The sequence below is a fragment of the Arthrobacter sp. CAN_A6 genome (assembly GCF_015751715.1).
GTDB lineage: Bacteria > Actinomycetota > Actinomycetes > Actinomycetales > Micrococcaceae > Arthrobacter_D.
This window is the reverse complement of record NZ_JADOUV010000003.1, coordinates 229,968-246,878: the sequence shown is the minus strand read 5'-3', so window position 1 is coordinate 246,878 and position 16,911 is coordinate 229,968. Positions and strand designations below refer to the sequence as shown.

Sequence of the window (16,911 nt, the reverse complement as noted above, 5' to 3'; positions counted from 1 at the left end):
GGCAGACCACCCGGCACTTCCCGACACCCGAGTAGTTTCGTCGAGCTACGCCGGGTCGACCTTCAGTTCGGCCTCGTGGTCCGCTGACGCCGGCGCTAGCCGCTGCCCGCCAGCGTTTCGCCAGCGGGCAGCGGCTGGCAGCGCGGACACCACCAGGTCCGACGTCGGCCCGGGTCCCCGGGAACTTCGGCCCGGACACGAATGGTGGTGCCGCAGCGCAGGCACGGCCTGCCGGCCCTGCCCGCCACCCAGTGTTGTTCGCCCCTGCGTCGAACGCCGGTGGTGACCTGGTGTGCTCCCGGTTGGGTCGCCGAAAACCGCAGGCACCGTGCGCCCAGTGCCACCAGGGCGGGCACCTCGACGGCGCCGATGGGCGTATCCGGATGGATCCCCCGCAGGAAACACAGTTCGTTTGCCCAGAGGTTGCCGAATCCCGCGACGTTCCGCTGTTCGAGCAGCGCCGCCGCAACCCGGGCGTCGGGGTCCCGGGAGAGCCTTCGGATCGCCTCGTCGGCCGACCAGTCCTCCCGGAGCGGATCCGGGCCGAGGTGCCCGACGACTCCGTGCTCCGCCGACGTCGGCACAAGGTTGACGACGGGTAGGTTCAGTCCGTACGCCGTCGGCCCGTCCACCGCCGCCAGCAGCACCCGCGCCTCTGGGAGGACGGCGCGGGGCAGCCGCTTGCCGGGCGCCGTGACGGTCCAGGAGCCCTGCATCCGCAGGTGGGTATGCAGGGTGAGCCCGCTGTCGAAGCGCGTCAGCAGGTGCTTGCCGTGGGTTGCGTGTCCGACGACGGTCATGCCGTCGAGGGAGTCCGTGGCATGCGCGGGAACCCGGAGGTCACCCCTCTGGAGCCTGCGGCCGTCGAGGGCGGCACGGAGACGGACGGCGAGACGGAAGACGCTGTCGCCCTCGGGCACGGTATCCCCCTGCACTCATGGTCGGATCGCCTCCAGCCGGGACGTGCCATGGAGACGTTACTGCAGGATAGTCCCCGCCACTGACGGAAGTTCGACGCAACGGGCCCGGAGGACGGGGACCGGGAAGGTTTTCCGGGTGGTCGATACGGTTACACCATGACGAGGAGAGGAAGCGGTTCAGGAAGTGGTCCCTGGTGGGAATCCGCGGTCATCTACCAGGTCTACCCGCGGTCCTTCGCGGACGGCGACGGCGACGGCGTCGGAGACCTCGCGGGGCTCGGCGCCCGCCTGCCGTACATCGCATCGCTCGGTGTGGACGGGATCTGGCTGACCCCGTTCCAGCCCTCGCCCCAGGTGGACCAGGGCTATGACATCAGTGATTACTGCGGCGTCGATCCCCTCTTCGGCACCATGGAACAGTTCGATGAGCTGCTGGGCCACGCCCATTCGCTGGGCCTGCGCACCCTGCTCGACGTCGTCCCCAACCACTGCTCGTCGGAGCATCCGCTGTTCCTGCAGGCGGTCGCAGCCGGGCCTGGGTCGCCCGAACGGGCGATGTTCCACTTCGCGGACGGGCCCGACGGCGGCACTCCCCCCAACAACTGGCAGAGCGTTTTCGGTGGGTCGGCGTGGAGCCGCGTGAACCCCGGCTCGGCCATCGACCATCAGTGGTACCTGCACCTGTTCTCCCCCGCGCAGCCCGACTGGAACTGGCGGAACCCCCTCGTGGGCGACTACTTCGAGGACGTGCTGCGGTTCTGGTTCGGCAAGGGCGTGGACGGGCTACGCATCGACGTCGCCCACGCGCTGTTCAAGGCCGACGGGCTGCCCGACGCACCCACTGCCGGCGCCGTCATCGACGGCCTGCGGTCCAATCCGCAGGTATCGGACCAGAATGAGGTCCACGAGGTGTACCGGCGATGGCGGACGCTCACGGATTCCTACACACCGGAACGCGTCCTCGTGGGCGAGGTCAACCTCGATCCCCGTCGCGCCGCACGGTACACACGACACGACGAAATGCACCAGGCGTTCGCCTACGCTTTCCTCCGCCTCGGCTGGGACGCTGCCGTCTGGGCCTCGGTCGGAACGGAGCTCGAGGCAGCACGGCTGGAACACGGTGCCTCCCCCACCTGGGCACTCGAGAACCACGACCTCGTCCGCTCGGCCACGCGCTTCGGCGGAGGTGCCCGGGGAACCGCACGGGCCCGCGCGGGCCTGCTCGCCATCCTCGGGCTGCCCGGCGGTGCCTATATCTACCAGGGTCAGGAGCTCGGCCTGACCGAAGCGGATGTACCGCTCCCAGCACGAGCGGACCCGATGTGGGCGCGCGGCGGAGTGTCCCGCGACGGCGCACGGGTTCCGCTGCCGTGGACGGCGTCGGCGGAGTTCTCCCACGGCTTCTCGCTGACGGCACCGGCGTCCGAGTCATGGCTGCCCGTGCCCGCGTCGTGGGGGTCCTCCGCCGTCGAGGTTCATCGGGTCGATCCGGACTCGACGCTCCGGCTGGTCATGTCCGCGCTCGAGTTGCGGCGGCAGTTGGCCACCGAGGGCATTTTCGCCGCGAACGACAGCGAAGCCTGGCAAGTAAAGGACGGGAACCTGCTCATCTGCGAGCGCGGGCCGGAGTTCTTCGTCGCCATGGCCATGGGGGATGTCGCTGTGCGGTTGCCAGCGGGTTCGGTGCTCATCAGCGCCGTACCCCAAACGATGGAGGGCTGGCTGGAGCCGGACAACGCGGCATGGGTACTGAGGAGCTGAGAATGGGCATTCACATCGGCACCTCCGGCTGGAGCTACGACCACTGGAACGACGTCGTCTATCCCGCCGGAACGCCGTCGGCTCGGCGGCTCGGCTACTACGTGCAGCGCTTCGACACCGTGGAACTCAATGCGAGCTTCTACCGCTGGCCCCGCGACACCACCTTCGCCGGCTGGCGTAGGAGGCTTCCGGAAGGATTCCTCCTCTCGGTCAAGGCGCCCCGTGGGCTGACCCACGGGAAGAAGCTGTACCAACCCGACATCTGGGTGGAGCGCATCATCCGCTGCTGGCACGAGCTCGGGGACAAGCGCGCGATCCTGCTCGTCCAGCTCCCTCCGGGCCTTTCTCGCGACGACGCGCGGCTCGACTACTTCCTCGGGCTCCTCCCCGACTGGATCCGGGTCTCCGTCGAGTTCCGCCATGACAGCTGGAACGACGACGCCGTGTACGCCCTGCTGGAGCGCCACGGTGCGGCGTACTGCGTGATGAGCGGCGCGAACCTGCCGTGCGTCCTGCGCGTCACCGCGCCGTTCGTCTACCTGCGGATGCATGGGCCCGACTCGGAGTACCTCTATGGCGGCTCCTACTCCGATACTGACCTGCACTGGTGGGCGGACCGGATCCGCGAGTGGCAGGGCGCGGGCAAGGACGTCTACGTGTACTTCAACAACGACGGCGGCGGCAACGCGGTGCGGAACGCCGACACCCTGAAGGGCATCCTCGGCACGGGGTAACATGCGCTTCGCCAGCCCATCAGCCACTACGCTCGGGAAGGGATGGGTCGCGGACTTCCGGCAGAACAGGCGTCGGCTGCGGCTCATCGGATGGGGAGTGTCTGTGGGTGGAGTTCTCCAGGGCTTCCTCGTCATCGCGGCAGTGATCGGCGTCGGATACGTCCTCGGAAAGCTTGAGGTTCTCGGCCGCGGCGCACAGGAAGTGCTGTCACGGCTCGTCTTCTTCGCCGGCACCCCTGCCCTGCTGTTCATCACCCTCAGCTCGGCGGACCTGACCGACGTCGTGTCGCCCACGCTGGCCGTCACCGCCATCTCGACCACGCTGATCGCCCTCGTCTACGCGGCCATCGCGCACTGGGTGCTGAAACGGAGCACCGGGGATACGGTGATCGGTGCGCTGTCATCGTCGTATGTGAATGCAGGGAACCTCGGCATTCCCATCACCGTGTTCGTGTTCGGGAACGCTGCCCTCGTGGCGCCCGTCATGCTGTTCCAGGTGGTGGTGATCGCACCGGTCGCCTACGCGATCCTGGACGCCAACGCGAACATCTCCCAGTCTGTGGGCAAGCGCCTCCTGCGGCCGCTGCGGAATCCCATCACGATCGGCAGCTTCCTCGGGATGGCGGTAGCCGGAACAGGATTCACCGTGCCCTCGATGGTCCTTGAACCGGTCGAGCTCGTTGCCGGCATCGCGGTGCCGGGAGCGCTGATCGCGTTCGGGCTTTCCCTCGCAGCGGGGCTGCGGACGCCCCAGCCCGTGGCCGCCGTCGATCTGTGGCTGGTGACGATCCTCAAACTCGGGGTCCACCCTGCCGTGGCGTTCCTCTTCGGCCGTTTCGTCTTCGGCATGGAGGACATCCCCCTCCTCGCGGTGACCCTTTTCGCTGCTCTGCCGACGGCGCAGAACGTACTGATCGCGGCGATCCGATACGACCGCGGGCGAGGCATCGCACGTCAGTCGGCCCTCGTGACCACGGCGCTGTCGATCCTGCCGATGATCGCGATCGTGACGCTGGTGGATGTGCCCGGGCTGTAGGTTTCTCCATGGGCCTGCAGGGGTTGCGGAAATCCTGACGCAATCCTGCTGGTCCGGACGCTGCAAATGCGGGAATTCGCCGCTGGTGAGCCGGTACATTTCAGACAGGGCTAGCGCCATCGGGGGAACTGGATTGAAAGCTCAACACACGTCATGACGGCTGGGGAAGATTTCTCGCCACCCCTGCAGGAGTATTCCGGGCTTCCCCGGGGACCGCTGAGCGAGCGCATGCCTGGTCAGGCCGTCATCGAGGAACTCCTCGCCTCCCACCAGCTCGACCCTCCCCGCGGCCGGCTGGGACGGTTGTTCGGCGTTCGCCCGCTCGGCGTGGAAACCACTCCCTGGTACTGGGGCGCCCTCGGCGAGTTGGAGGTCGGCCGGATCCTTGGGTCGCTCGGGCCGGAGTGGACCGTGCTGCACGCGGTACCCGTCGGCAACAGGTCGTCCGACATCGACCATGTCGTGATCGGGCCCTCGGGTATCTTCACGCTCAACACCAAACGGCACGCGGGCCAGTCCGTCTGGACGGCGAAGGGAACCTTCCTCGTGGCCGGCAAACGACAACCGTACATCCGCAACTCCGTCTACGAGGCGGATCGCGCCGCGAAGTTGCTCTCAGCTGCGGTAGGCCGCGATCTGCGGGCCAGCGCCGGCATCGTGATCGTGGGCGCGAAGAGTGTGACGGTGAAGGAAAAACACCAGACGGTTGCGGTCCTGACACCGCGGCAGCTCGTGCGCTGGCTGACGCGTCGTTCACCGGTACTTACGCCGCAGCAGGTTGCCATTATTTCCGCCGCCGCCGTGCGGCCCGAAACCTGGAAGCGAAACCCGCCGGTACTTCAGGTACCAGGACTTGTCGCCAGTGAGTTCGCGGCGCTCGGTCGAATCATCGACCAGGCGCGACGACGCCGGATCGGTTGGGCGCTGGCCATGCTCCTGACAGCCTTCGGACTGCTTTCCGGAGTGCTCCCGACCCTCTTGGCGGGCAGCCTCCTGTCCCCCTGAATTCCCCGACCATCGATTCCCCGATCCAGACCCGAAGGACGAATTCCGCTTGCTGTACTTCCCATCCAGAAACACTGCGGCGCACGTGCCTGCCCTGGTGGACGTGACCCGGCTGCGCCAACTGCTTGACAACGATGTCTGGGCGTTCAGCAACTGCCGCGTCGATGCCGTCGGATCGCCGGTCGCCGAGGTCGACTGGCTCTTCTACAACGCGGCGAAAGGGACCTTCATCCTGTGCGAATGGAAAAGGTACCCCTCCCCCGTCGCTCAGGTGGCCGACACGGGCGCGCCATGGATTCTGAAGAACGGGGCCAGCGTTCCCAATCCCCTCGAGCAGGTGGCCCGGCAGCTCGAGGCGGTCCGCCGTGTCCTGCGGGGATCGGTTCGCGATACGTTCTTTCCCGACGTCGGCCTGCTGGCGTTGAACCCCTTCCAGTGCGTCTACTCCCCGCAGGTCGATGCGACCACGCTTCACGAACGGCTCCGGTTCGGCAAGGTGTTCGGCACCCTCGACGACCTCGCGCTGACGGTTGCCACCCGACCATGTCCCGCTCCGCTCGTTGTGCCCGACGACGCCCGACTCCCCCTCGCGGAGATGCTCGCGGACTTGTTCCGCTGCACGGTGTCCCAGGGCGTGAGGAGGAAGCTCGGAGGAGTCGCGCCGCTGACGGAAGTGAACGCGGACCAGCGAATGAGGGACATCCACCTCGAGATCGCGGCGCTTCACACAGAGCTGGCCGGTCTGCTGCATGCGCCCGCTCGTAGGCGGGGCCTCCCTGTGCTGGTCCTCCCGATCCCTGCCGAACCAGTGGCAAAGCGCGCCACCGAAGTGAAGAAGGCCTCCGCTGTGGGCGCTGGCATGCCGAAAACAGCGGTGAAGCAGGGCACCCAGGCCACGGAGGCCAGGGTCACCACCCACCAACGGATGAAGCAGCATGTGGAAAGGTTCCTGCCCGTCCCTGATCCGAAGCAGGGAACGAAGGTGGGCGCCCTCAAGTCGGCGTGGCTCGCGGCATTGACCGATGCCGAGCTGCATCAGGGCGAGGGCGTCAGCGCGGCCCTGTTCGGCTCACTGGTGCGGCCTCATTTCGGTGGCGGAAACTCCTTCAAGAAGCTCCTCGGTACAAGCCTGCCCGCCTGGTGCCTTGCCCAGGCTCACGAGGCGGGATTGAAGGCCAGCATGCACCCGCGCATTCCGGGACAGATTCGGCTGGCGAAGCCTCCGCGCGCGAGCTGACACAGCAGAGCCGCGTGCCCCGGCCCGGACCGAAGCCGGGAAACCGCCCCGAGGAGGCAGGAACTCGAGGGGCGAGAAACCGCTCTCACCAGCGAGAAACCGACCCCCCGGAAACAATTGCGTGCATCATGCCCTCGGAGCGGGCGAGGGCGGCCGAAATATTGTGGACAACCCTTGAGTGTGATCTGGCTTACTGCTAGCCTCGTATCCACTATATGAGGGATAACCCACGATGTGGTTCGGGAGATAAGCAATGACGCATCCTGTACAAGCAGAGCCGTCACCGTATGCGGTGGACCTGACCGGCTGCACCAAGGAGTTCGCCACACCCGGCGGGGGGTCCTACTTCGCAGTTCGCGACATCGACCTGAAGGTCGAACCCGGCCGCTTCGTGTCGATCGTCGGGCCCACGGGCTCGGGGAAGTCCACTATCCTCAACATGGCCGCGGGGCTCCTCTCCCCCACATCGGGCACCGTGAAGAGCTTCGGAACCCCGATCGACGGCGTCAACCGGCGCGCGTCCTACATGTTTCAGCAGGACGCATTGCTTCCGTGGAAGTCGGTGATCGACAACGTGAGCCTCGGCCTGACGATGGCCGGCGTATCGAAAGCGGACGCCTACTCCGAGTCCCGTCGCTGGCTCGAGAAGGTCGGCATGAAGAACTTCGCGGACCGGTACCCGCATCAGCTGAGCGGGGGTATGAGGAAACGCACCGCCGTCGCGCAGGCCTGGATCGTGAACCCAGACATCCTGCTCATGGACGAGCCGTTCTCCGCCCTCGACGTCCAGACCCGCCAGATCATGGAGAACGAACTCCTGCAGCTGTGGGGTGAATCAGGAAAGGCGGTCGTGTTCATCACCCATGACCTGGACGAGGCCATCGCGCTCTCGGACGAGGTGATCATCCTCGGAGCGGGGCCCGGCAGCACCGTCGTCGGCAGTTATGAGATCACCATTCCGCGACCCCGCGACCTCCTGGACATCCGCGATGACCCGAAGTTCGTGGAACTGCACCGCGAAATCTGGGGCCGGCTGAAGGTCGAGGTCTCCAGAACCTACGCCTCGGCCCAGGACGAAGAAAGCGACGTCGCATGACTTTGGCACCAGCCCAGCAGAACGCCAGCCCTGCCGCGCAACGTCGGGGCACCAGGAAGCGGACCGAACCGTCGAACCTCTCCATCCGGATGGGGCAACTCGCGATGACCGTGGCCGTGCTCGGATCCTGGGAGCTGCTGGCGCGCGTAGGCATCATCGACGAGTTCTTCTTCCCCCTGCCGTCCGACATACTCATCACCGTGTGGGAATGGGTGTCGACGGGCTATGTGTTCCCGCACCTCTGGATCACCATGCAGGAGGCCATCCTCGCCTTCTTCACTGGGGCTGCGGTCGGCCTTATCCTCGGGTTCCTGCTCGCACGCGTCCGGATCCTGGAGCGGCTGTTCGATCCGTTCCTGAAAATCTTCAACGCCCTCCCGCGCGTGGTGCTCGCTCCCATCTTCCTGCTGTGGTTCGGCCTGGGCATCTGGTCGAAGGTCGCTTTCGGGTTCACGCTCGTGTTCTTCATCGTCTTCTTCAACACGCTCGAAGGCGTCAAGAGCGTTGACCGCGTCCTCGTGGACAACGCGAAGATGCTCGGAGCGACCGAGAGACAACTGCTGCGCCACGTGTTCATCCCGAGCGCACTGACCTGGATCTTCTCGAGCCTGCATATCAGCGTGGGCTTCGCGATCACGGGTGCCGTGGTGGGTGAATACCTCGGCGCTTCCGCCGGCGTCGGATACGCCATCGCCCAGGCCCAGGGAGTCTTCGACACCGAGGGCGTCTTCGCGGGCATGTTCATCCTCATGATCGTGGTGCTGATCATCGACATCCTCGTCAACCGGGTGGAACGGCACCTCCTCCGATGGCGCCCGAATCAATCCGGCTAGATCCATCCGTCGCATCCCGCTCCGCCACCATCTCCATCTGAAAGGGAATTCCATGAACATTATCGACAGCCGGCGACGACGCCGCACCAGAGGGGTCCAGGCTTCTGCACTGCTCGCCGGGTTGGCACTGGCCATTACTTCCTGCGGCGCTCCCGAGGCGGCCCCGCCGGGCCAGGAGGGCAGCGGGGGCGGCGGCGGCGAGGGTGAGACAGTCACCATCGGCGTCGGCGGCCAGACCCTCCTGACCTACCTCCCCACCACCCTGGCCGACGAGCTCGGCTACTACGAGGAGGAGGGCCTGGACGTCGATCTCCAGGACCTGCAGGGCGGGTCGAAAGCGCTGACGGCGATGATCGGCGGCAGCACCGACGTCACCAGCGGGTACTACGAGCACACCATCCAGATGCAGGCGAAGAACCAGCCCGTCAAGGCCTTCGTCAACATGAACCTGTCCTCCGGCCTCGCCCTCGTGGTCTCCGAGAAGAACAAGGACACCATCAAGACCATCGCCGACCTCGAGGGCAAGAACGTGGGCGTCACCTCACCGGGGTCATCCACCGACATGTTCGTGAAGTACCTGCTGTCGCAGAACGGCATGGAGATCGACGCCGCCGCCGTCTCGGCTATCGGGGCCGGTTCGTCCGCCGTCGCCGCCGTCGAGCAGGGGCAGGTCGACGCCGCCGTCATGCTCGAGCCGGACATCACCGTGCTGGGCAAGCGCCTCGGGACTGAACCCACCATCATCGAGGACGTCCGCACGCTGGACGGGCTGAAGGAGGTCTTCGACGCCGAAGCGTGGCCGTCGTCGAGCCTCTATGCCAACGCCGACTGGCTCGAACAGAATCCGGAGACCGCCGAGAAGCTGGCCACCGCGATCACGAGGACGCTCGACTACATCGCCGAGCACTCCGGCGAGGAAATCGCTGCGGAAATGCCAGAGACCTTCGCGGGCGGGGACCCCGCCCAGTACGCGGCCGTGATCGAGGAACTGAAGAAGACGCTCAGCACGGACGGTGCGTTCACGGAAGTCGGCGCCGAGGCCGTGCTGAAGACGCAGCGGATCGCCAACCCCGAGGTCGGCGAGGCCGACATCGATCTCGCGGAGACGTACACCAACGAGTTCGTCGACTAGGATCCACATCCATCCCGTGCTGCGGCCAGTCCTCCTGCAGGGCTGGCCGCAGTGCCGTGAACACCAGTGGAACAGCGGAAGAGGCACAGCACAGTGGCCAACCTGACCCATAAACTCCTGGCCGAGCACCTGGCCTCCGGCCGGCTCACCCCCGGCAGCGATATCACCGTCCGCGTGGACCAGGTGCTCATCGAGGATGCCACCGGCACCATGGCGGCGATGCAGTTCGAGATGCTCGGGGTGGATTCGATCGCCGTGCCGCTCGCTGTGATGTACGTGGACCACAACGTCCTGCAGATCGATGACAAGAACATGCAGGACCACCACTACCTGCGGACTTTCTCCGCCCGCTACGGACTTCGCTACTCCCCCGCGGGCCACGGCATTTCCCACTACATCCACCTCGAGCATTTCGCCCGCCCCGGCGGCGTGCTCGTCGGCGCTGACTCCCACACCTCCACCGCGGGCGCACTGGGCATGTTCGCACTGGGGGCCGGCGGGCTCGAGGTAGCCGTGGCCATGGCCGGCTACGGCTTCGACTTCGTCTGCCCCGCGGTCGTCGGGGTCGAGCTCACCGGCCGGCTCGGCGGCGTTGCCGAGGCCAAGGACGTGGTGCTGGAACTGCTGCGCCGCCACGGCGTCCGCGGCGGCCGGGGCAAGGTCTTCGAATTCTTCGGTGAAGGGGTGGCCTCGCTCGCCATTTCCGCCCGGGCCACCATCTGCAACATGATCGTCGAGACCGGAGCGTCGACGGCCGTGTTCCCGTCGGATGAGCAGACACTGCGCTGGCTGCAGGCCCAGGACCGTGAGGCGGACTACCGCCCGCTCGCCGCCGACCGCGGCGCCGACTACGACGACGTCGAGCACCTCGACCTGTCGGCCCTGGTACCACTGGTGGCGCTCCCGCACTCGCCCGGCAACGTACGGCCGGTGGCTGATCTCCCGCGCACCGAAGTGGTGCAGGTGTGCGTGGGGTCCTCCGTCAACAGTTCCTACGAGGATCTGGCCACCGTCGCCGCCATCCTCAAGGGTCACTCGGTGCACCCGGCGGTCCAGCTGACCGTCACTCCGGGGTCGCGGCAGATCCTGCAGACAATCATCGCGTCCGGCGTGTACGAGGACCTGATGCAGGCCGGCGCGCGGATGCTCGAGCCGGTCTGCGGGCCCTGCGTCGGGATCGGCCAGGCCCCCACGGCGGGCACTCCCTCACTGCGGACGTTCAACCGCAATTTCCCCGGCCGCAGCGGAACGGCCGAGGACAGCGTGTACCTGTGCTCGCCGTCGACCGCCGCTGCCAGCGCCCTCGAAGGTGCGATCGTCGATGCCTCCGGCTTTCTCATCGGTGAGCTGCGGCCCGCCGCGCCGCCTCATCCCGGCATCCACGACCTGCACATCGCAGGCGTCCTGCCCGAGGTAAAGCGCCGGAGCATCGAGATCGAACGCGGGCCCAACCTGGTACCGCCGCCGGAGCCTGACCCGCTGCCTGCCGGACTGGATGCCCGCGTCCTCATCGTGACGGGGGACGACATCTCCACCGGCGACATGGCTCCCGACGGCGCCATCGCCATGTCGGTCTGGTCCAACATCGCTGTCTGTGCAAGGTTCATGTTCCGACGGCTGGATCCGGAGTTCCACGCCCGTGCCACCGAGTGGGGCGGGGGCATCATCGTCGGTGGGGAGAACTACGGGCAGGGCTCCTCCCGCGAGCACGCTGCGCTGATCCCGCTGTACCTCGGCATCCGTGTCGTCGCGGCGCGCAGCTACGCCCGGATCCACCGCCGGAACCTCATCGCCGCCGGTATCGTGCCCCTGGTGCTGCCCCGTGAGGCTGATTGCTTCGTCGGCCAGCGCTGGGTGATCCCGGGGCTGCGGTCGGCGCTGGCCGCCGGCAGCACCTCCGTGCCGGCCGACGTCGACGGCGGCGCTCGGCTGACGCTCGGACTGGACTTCTCGCCGGGCGAGCGGGAGATCCTCGGTGCCGGCGGCCTTCTGGCGCACGTCCGCACAGGCGGCCGCCCGCTCCTCGGGCTCGACGGCTCCTCGGCTGGTGACGCTCCGGCGCCGCAGTTCCGGCCGGAGCCGTGAAGCCCGCACGAAACGGAAGGGATCAACGCTCCGTAACCCGTCCGGGGCAGCGCGCCACCGCGATGGCGGCACTGACGACCGTCGTCGCGGTACTCCCGGTCTTCCTGGTCGGCGGACTCGCCGTGCAGCTCGAAGCGGACCTGGGCATGACGGCGTCGGCCCTCGGTGCGGCGGTGGCCGCGTTCTGGGCGGTTTCCGCGCTCCTGTCCGCGCCGGCGGGTTATGTTGCCAGTGGCCTCGGGATGCGCAGGGGGATGCCGCTCGCCGTCGGGCTCGGGTTGACGTCGCTCCTCGGAATCGCTGTGCTGACGCCCCATTGGGCGTGGCTGATCCTCTGGCTCAGTATCGCCGGTGCGGCGAACGCGTTGATCCATCCACTCTCGAACGGCCTGATCATCGACCAGGTGGGAGTCCGGAACCGCGCCTTCGCTTTCGGGCTCAAGCAGGCGGCCATTCCGGCGGCCACCCTGACCGCAGGCCTGTCGGTACCGGTTTTTGCCCTCACGGTCGGCTGGCGATGGACGTTCGCTTCAGCTGCGCTCTTCGCGGCGCTCTTCGTCCCCGTCCTACTCCGGTCACTGCCACGCCGTGTGTCGAGTGTGTCGGCGCCGGCCGCCAAACCAGCGCGGACCGGCCTGCCCCGCAGGCTCCGGCCCTTCCTGCTGGCCACTGCGGTGGCCGGTGGGCTCGGATCAGCGCAGGCGAACGTCGTCGGCGCTTTCACCGTGGTCTCCGCGGTCGATGCCGGGTTCGATCCGGCGGTGGCCGGCCTGCTGCTCGGTGCAGCGAGCGTAGCGGGCATCCTTGCGCGGCCGCTCGTGGGCATCGCTGCGGATCGCGGCATCGGCGGATCCATGGCGACGGTGGCCCTCATGATGGCGGCCGGTTGCTTGGGCCTCATCGGCATGGCAACCGGCCACCCGGCGGCCTATGCCGCCGGGTGCGTGGTGGCCTTCGGTTTCGGCTGGGGGTGGAACGGACTCGTGCACTACGTGGTGTCGAAGACCGCGCACCCGTTCACCGCGCAGGCCACCGGGATCACGCAGAGCGGAACCTACATCGGCGGCACGCTGGGCCCGCTGCTGTTCGGCATTATCTTCTCCCAGTTCGATCCGGCGGTCGGCTGGGGTCTGGCTGCGGTCCTGGCGGCGTCGGGTGCCGGAGCTGCGCTGGTCGCCTTCCGGTTGGAGAAGGCACTGCGCAGGGCCGACGGCGTTTCGGCCTTCGGGGAAGCAGCGCCCGCCGCGGTGCCGGACGGATCCTGAATAGACTCCGTGGAGTGCGTTCGAGGGCTTCTCGGAGGGCTCAGGGTGTCCTCCGCCGGCAGAAAATCATTTCCGTGCCACCGCTTCCGATGCCGGCATCCGAGCGAGCCCCGCCGGATCTGTCCGTCCGCCTTGCTACATTCGAATCAGCGCCCGGGAACCGCCCCGCGGCCACCGTTGCTCCTGGGGGCACGATGTTCCTGCTCGACCCGCTCACGCCCGGAACGCCGAAAGACTTGATCTTCTCCGCCACTGACCTGGTCGCCGCCAGCGAGTGCGAATACCGCACCCTGCGGATCCTCGACGAGAAGTTGGGCCGCTCCCCCAAGGCTACGTTCGACGACGATGAGATGCAGCTGCGTGCCGGCGCGCTCGGCGACATCCATGAGAACAAGGTCCTTGCGGATCTGATCGCGCAGTACGGGCCCTGGGATGCGGACCGGGCGACCGGCGTCTACCAGGTGGACCGCGGAACCCTCGACCGCGCAGGTCTGGCCACCAACCACCAGGAGACGGCCCGTGCCCTCGCCGCAGGGGCCGACGTCGTCTTCCAGGCGACGTTCTTCGACGGCGAGTTCCTCGGCTACGCGGATTTCCTCGTCAAGCAGTCGCCCGGCGAGGAAGCCGCCGGGCGGTACGCCGTCTGGGACACCAAACTGGCCCGGCACGCCAAGGTGGGAGCCCTGCTTCAGCTGGCCGCCTACGGCGACCAGCTCGTCCAGCTCGGCTTCGATCCCGCTCCCCGCGTCATCCTCGTCCTGGGCAACCTCGAGCGCAGTGTCCATTCCCTGACCGATCTCCTTCCGGTCTACCGTGAGCGACGAAACCGGTTCCGTGCCTTGACCGCCGAACACCGCGCCGGCGATGCACCGGTCCAGTGGCAACAGGCGGGCATCACCTCCTGCGGCCGCTGTGACTACTGCGCAGAGCAGGTGGTAATCCATCGCGACCTGCTCATGGTCGCCGGAATGACCGGTTCACAGCGGAAGAAGCTGCTCAAGGCATGCATTCCCACCATCGATGCACTCGCCCAACTGCCCGACGGCAGAGCCAAAGGCCCCCTGGTGCGGTTGAGGGACCAGGCCCGGATGCAGACGGACCGCGGGGAAACGGACGGCTCCCGCACCTACCGCAAGAAAGGCGTCGATCACACCCTCAGCTACAAGGTGCTCGCGAAGAACACCCTTGCGGACATTCCCGGTTCAAGCCCCGGAGACATCTTCTTCGACTTCGAGGGGGACCCGCTCTGGCAGGACCCGGCCACCCGAACCTGGGGGCTCGAATACCTCTTCGGAGTGATCGAAGCACCGGAGCAGGGGTCGGCGCCCGCCTTCCGGCCGTTCTGGGCCCACTCCCGCGCTGCCGAGCGGCAGGCCTTCCTCGAGTTCCTGGAGTACGTCGAGAAGCGCCGGGCCGCCCACCCCGACATGCACATCTATCACTACGCGCCCTACGAGAAGACAGCGCTCCGAAACCTCTCGCTCCGCCACGCGGCCGGTGAGGACGTCGTCGACGATTGGCTCCGCACCGGACTCCTCGTGGACCTCTACGCCACGGTGCGGCACTCCCTCCGCGTTTCCGCAGCGTCCTATTCCCTCAAGGAACTGGAGCCCCTCTACATGGGGGACAACCTCCGTTCCGGGGACGTGACCGACGCGGGCGCCTCCGTCGTCGCCTACGCCAGGTACTGTGCGGCACGGGACGACGGCGACTCCGCAGAGGCCGCTGCCATCCTCGGCTCCATCACGGACTACAACGAGTACGACTGCCTCTCCACGCTGCGCCTGCGCGACTGGCTCCTGCAGCTGGGCAGCGCCAAGGGAACGACGGCGTCGGAAACCGAGCGCCAACTGCCCGGGAAGGGTCGGGATGACGGCCCCGAGACGAAGGCACTGGATGAACCCACCCCAGAAGAAGTCCGTCTCCGGGATTTCCTCGCCCAACTCCCCGCGGATCGCGAGCTGACTCCGGAGGAACAGGCCATCGCGATGGTGGCCGCCGCCACCGGCTATCACCGCCGTGAGCGGAAGCAGTTCTGGTGGGAACACTTCGACCGGCTCGGTTCGGACGGAGACAGCTGGGCCGAGAAACGGGACGTCTTTCTCGTCGAATCCGGAACCGTGGTGAAGGACTGGGCGAAGGCCACGCCCACGGGAAAGTTGGAGTCCCGGGTGGTCCAACTGCGCGGCACCATGGGTGAAGGCTCCGACTTCCGCCCGGGCTCCAGATGGTTCCGCATGTTCAGCGCTCCTGTGCCCGAAGGAGTGGAAGACCTGGCCGGTGACCCCCTTTCACGCGGTGGCTGCTTCGAGACCGTGGTCGAGTTCGTCGAAGCCGACCCGGAGCTGCCCGGCAGGACCCTGATCACGATCACGGAGAAGTCCACGGGAAGAATCCCGCCCTACGCCCAGTTGCCCTTCGCCCTGACGCCGGACAAGCCGCTCCGCACCGTGAGCATCGAAGCGGCCCTTGCTGAACTCGCGAGCACCGTCGGCGCGAGCGTGCCGTCCCTGCCCTCCCATCCCGGCCTCGACATCCTCCGCAAGTCCAGCCCGAGGCTGGCAACCCTCGATGCGCTCCCCGCCGTCGTGCACGACGACGCCGGCCAGCCCGACTACATCTCGGCCATCACCGAGGCCGTCCTCGACCTCGACACCTCCTACCTCGCCATCCAGGGACCACCCGGAACGGGGAAGACCTATGTTGGCTCGCACGTCATCGCCCGGCTCGTCGCCAGGGGGTGGAAGGTCGGGGTGGTGGGGCAGTCACATGCCGTCGTCGAGAATCTCCTCCGAACCGCCATCGCATCAGGTGTTGATCCGCAGTGCGTGGCCAAGAAACTGGCGACGCCCCACGATGTTCCGTGGACGCATACCTCGGACACCGCCATCGGCAACCTGCTCGCGGGCGACGACGGATGCCTCATCGGCGGCACCGCGTGGGTGCTGACCGGCAAGCACGTCCCGCCGGAATCGCTGGACCTCCTGGTGATCGACGAAGCCGGCCAGTACTCGCTCGCCAACACGCTCGCCGTCTCCCGGGCCGCGAAACGCCTCCTGCTGCTGGGCGACCCCCAGCAGTTGCCGCAGGTGACCCAGGGCTCGCACCCCGAACCGGTGGACGAATCCGCGCTGGGCTGGCTCTCCGCCGGGCACGCCACCCTCCCTCCGGAACTGGGTTACTTCCTGGCCGACTCCTGGCGCATGCATCCGGAACTCTGCGATGTCGTATCCCGCCTGAGCTACGACGGCAAACTCGAATCTGCGCCAGCCGCCGCTGACCGGCAACTGGCCGGAGTACCGGCGGGGGTCGACGTCGTCCTCGTCGATCACACCGGGAACGCAGTCGCGTCCGTCGAGGAATCTGCGGAGGTCGTCGAGCAGGCGCGCAAGCACCTCGGACGCAAGTGGCACCCCGGCGGAGGCAAGCCCGCTCGTCCCCTCGTCCAAGCCGATTTGTTGGTGGTCGCGGCCTACAACGCCCAGGTGCAGAAGATTCGCACCGCACTGGAGGAGGCGGACCTTCCGGACGTCCGGGTGGGGACGGTGGACAAGTTCCAGGGACAGGAGGCGCCGGTGGTGCTCGTCTCCATGGCCTGCTCGGCGGTGTCGGAAGCGCCGCGCGGCATGGAGTTCCTCCTGAACCGCAACCGCATCAACGTCGCCATCTCGCGTGGTCAGTGGCGCGCCGTCGTCATCCGATCGCGGGAACTGACCAACTACATGCCGACCCGCCCCTCGAGCCTGGAGGAGCTGGGCGCGTTCATCGGGTTGGGTACCGCCCAGGCCTGAATCGTCCGCAAACCAC

At 67.4% G+C, this 16,911-nt stretch carries 12 protein-coding genes; 11 read left to right on the top strand and 1 reads right to left on the bottom strand.

Annotation, left to right across the window (positions count from 1 at the left end; translation table 11 throughout):
* Positions 1-95: 95 nt before the first annotated feature.
* A complete protein-coding gene (locus IWX75_RS07335; RefSeq protein ID WP_196821587.1) occupies positions 96-920 on the bottom strand; it encodes a DNA-formamidopyrimidine glycosylase family protein in 825 nt (274 codons plus the stop codon).
* A gap of 156 nt (positions 921-1,076) precedes the next feature.
* Between IWX75_RS07335 and IWX75_RS07330 the strand changes: the two genes are divergently transcribed.
* From IWX75_RS07330 to IWX75_RS07280, 11 genes are all read left to right on the top strand, one after another.
* On the top strand, positions 1,077-2,681 hold the full coding sequence (locus IWX75_RS07330) for an alpha-amylase family glycosyl hydrolase (RefSeq protein WP_196821586.1): 1,605 nt from the start codon (positions 1,077-1,079) through the stop codon (positions 2,679-2,681).
* A 2-nt stretch (positions 2,682-2,683) separates the two neighbouring features.
* On the top strand, positions 2,684-3,415 hold the full coding sequence (locus IWX75_RS07325) for a DUF72 domain-containing protein (protein WP_196821585.1): 732 nt from the start codon (positions 2,684-2,686) through the stop codon (positions 3,413-3,415).
* Position 3,416: 1 nt separating this feature from the next.
* Positions 3,417-4,451: an AEC family transporter gene (locus tag IWX75_RS07320; RefSeq protein ID WP_196821584.1), complete on the top strand. Its 1,035-nt coding sequence runs from the start codon at positions 3,417-3,419 to the stop codon at positions 4,449-4,451.
* Between the two features lie 153 nt (positions 4,452-4,604).
* Entirely contained in the window at positions 4,605-5,456 is an 852-nt protein-coding gene (locus IWX75_RS07315; protein ID WP_196821583.1) for a nuclease-related domain-containing protein, read from the top strand.
* A gap of 49 nt (positions 5,457-5,505) precedes the next feature.
* A complete protein-coding gene (locus tag IWX75_RS07310; RefSeq protein ID WP_196821582.1) occupies positions 5,506-6,693 on the top strand; it encodes a hypothetical protein in 1,188 nt (395 codons plus the stop codon).
* Positions 6,694-6,946: 253 nt separating this feature from the next.
* A complete protein-coding gene (locus tag IWX75_RS07305) occupies positions 6,947-7,789 on the top strand; it encodes an ABC transporter ATP-binding protein (RefSeq protein WP_196821581.1) in 843 nt (280 codons plus the stop codon).
* Positions 7,786-8,622, top strand: a complete 837-nt coding sequence (locus IWX75_RS07300; RefSeq protein WP_196821580.1) for an ABC transporter permease — start codon at positions 7,786-7,788, stop codon at positions 8,620-8,622. The genes IWX75_RS07305 and IWX75_RS07300 overlap by 4 nt, the downstream gene beginning before the upstream one ends.
* Before the next feature lie 52 nt (positions 8,623-8,674).
* Entirely contained in the window at positions 8,675-9,754 is a 1,080-nt protein-coding gene (locus tag IWX75_RS07295; protein WP_196821579.1) for an ABC transporter substrate-binding protein, read from the top strand.
* Positions 9,755-9,847: 93 nt separating this feature from the next.
* Entirely contained in the window at positions 9,848-11,839 is a 1,992-nt protein-coding gene (locus IWX75_RS07290) for an aconitate hydratase (protein WP_196821578.1), read from the top strand.
* A gap of 62 nt (positions 11,840-11,901) precedes the next feature.
* Positions 11,902-13,104, top strand: coding sequence for an MFS transporter (locus IWX75_RS07285; RefSeq protein ID WP_196821577.1), 1,203 nt, complete (start codon positions 11,902-11,904; stop codon positions 13,102-13,104).
* 74 nt (positions 13,105-13,178) lie between these two features.
* Positions 13,179-16,895 (top strand): TM0106 family RecB-like putative nuclease, encoded by a 3,717-nt coding sequence (locus IWX75_RS07280; protein WP_442858956.1) that lies wholly within the window; start codon positions 13,179-13,181, stop codon positions 16,893-16,895.
* The last annotated feature ends 16 nt before the right edge of the window (positions 16,896-16,911 follow it).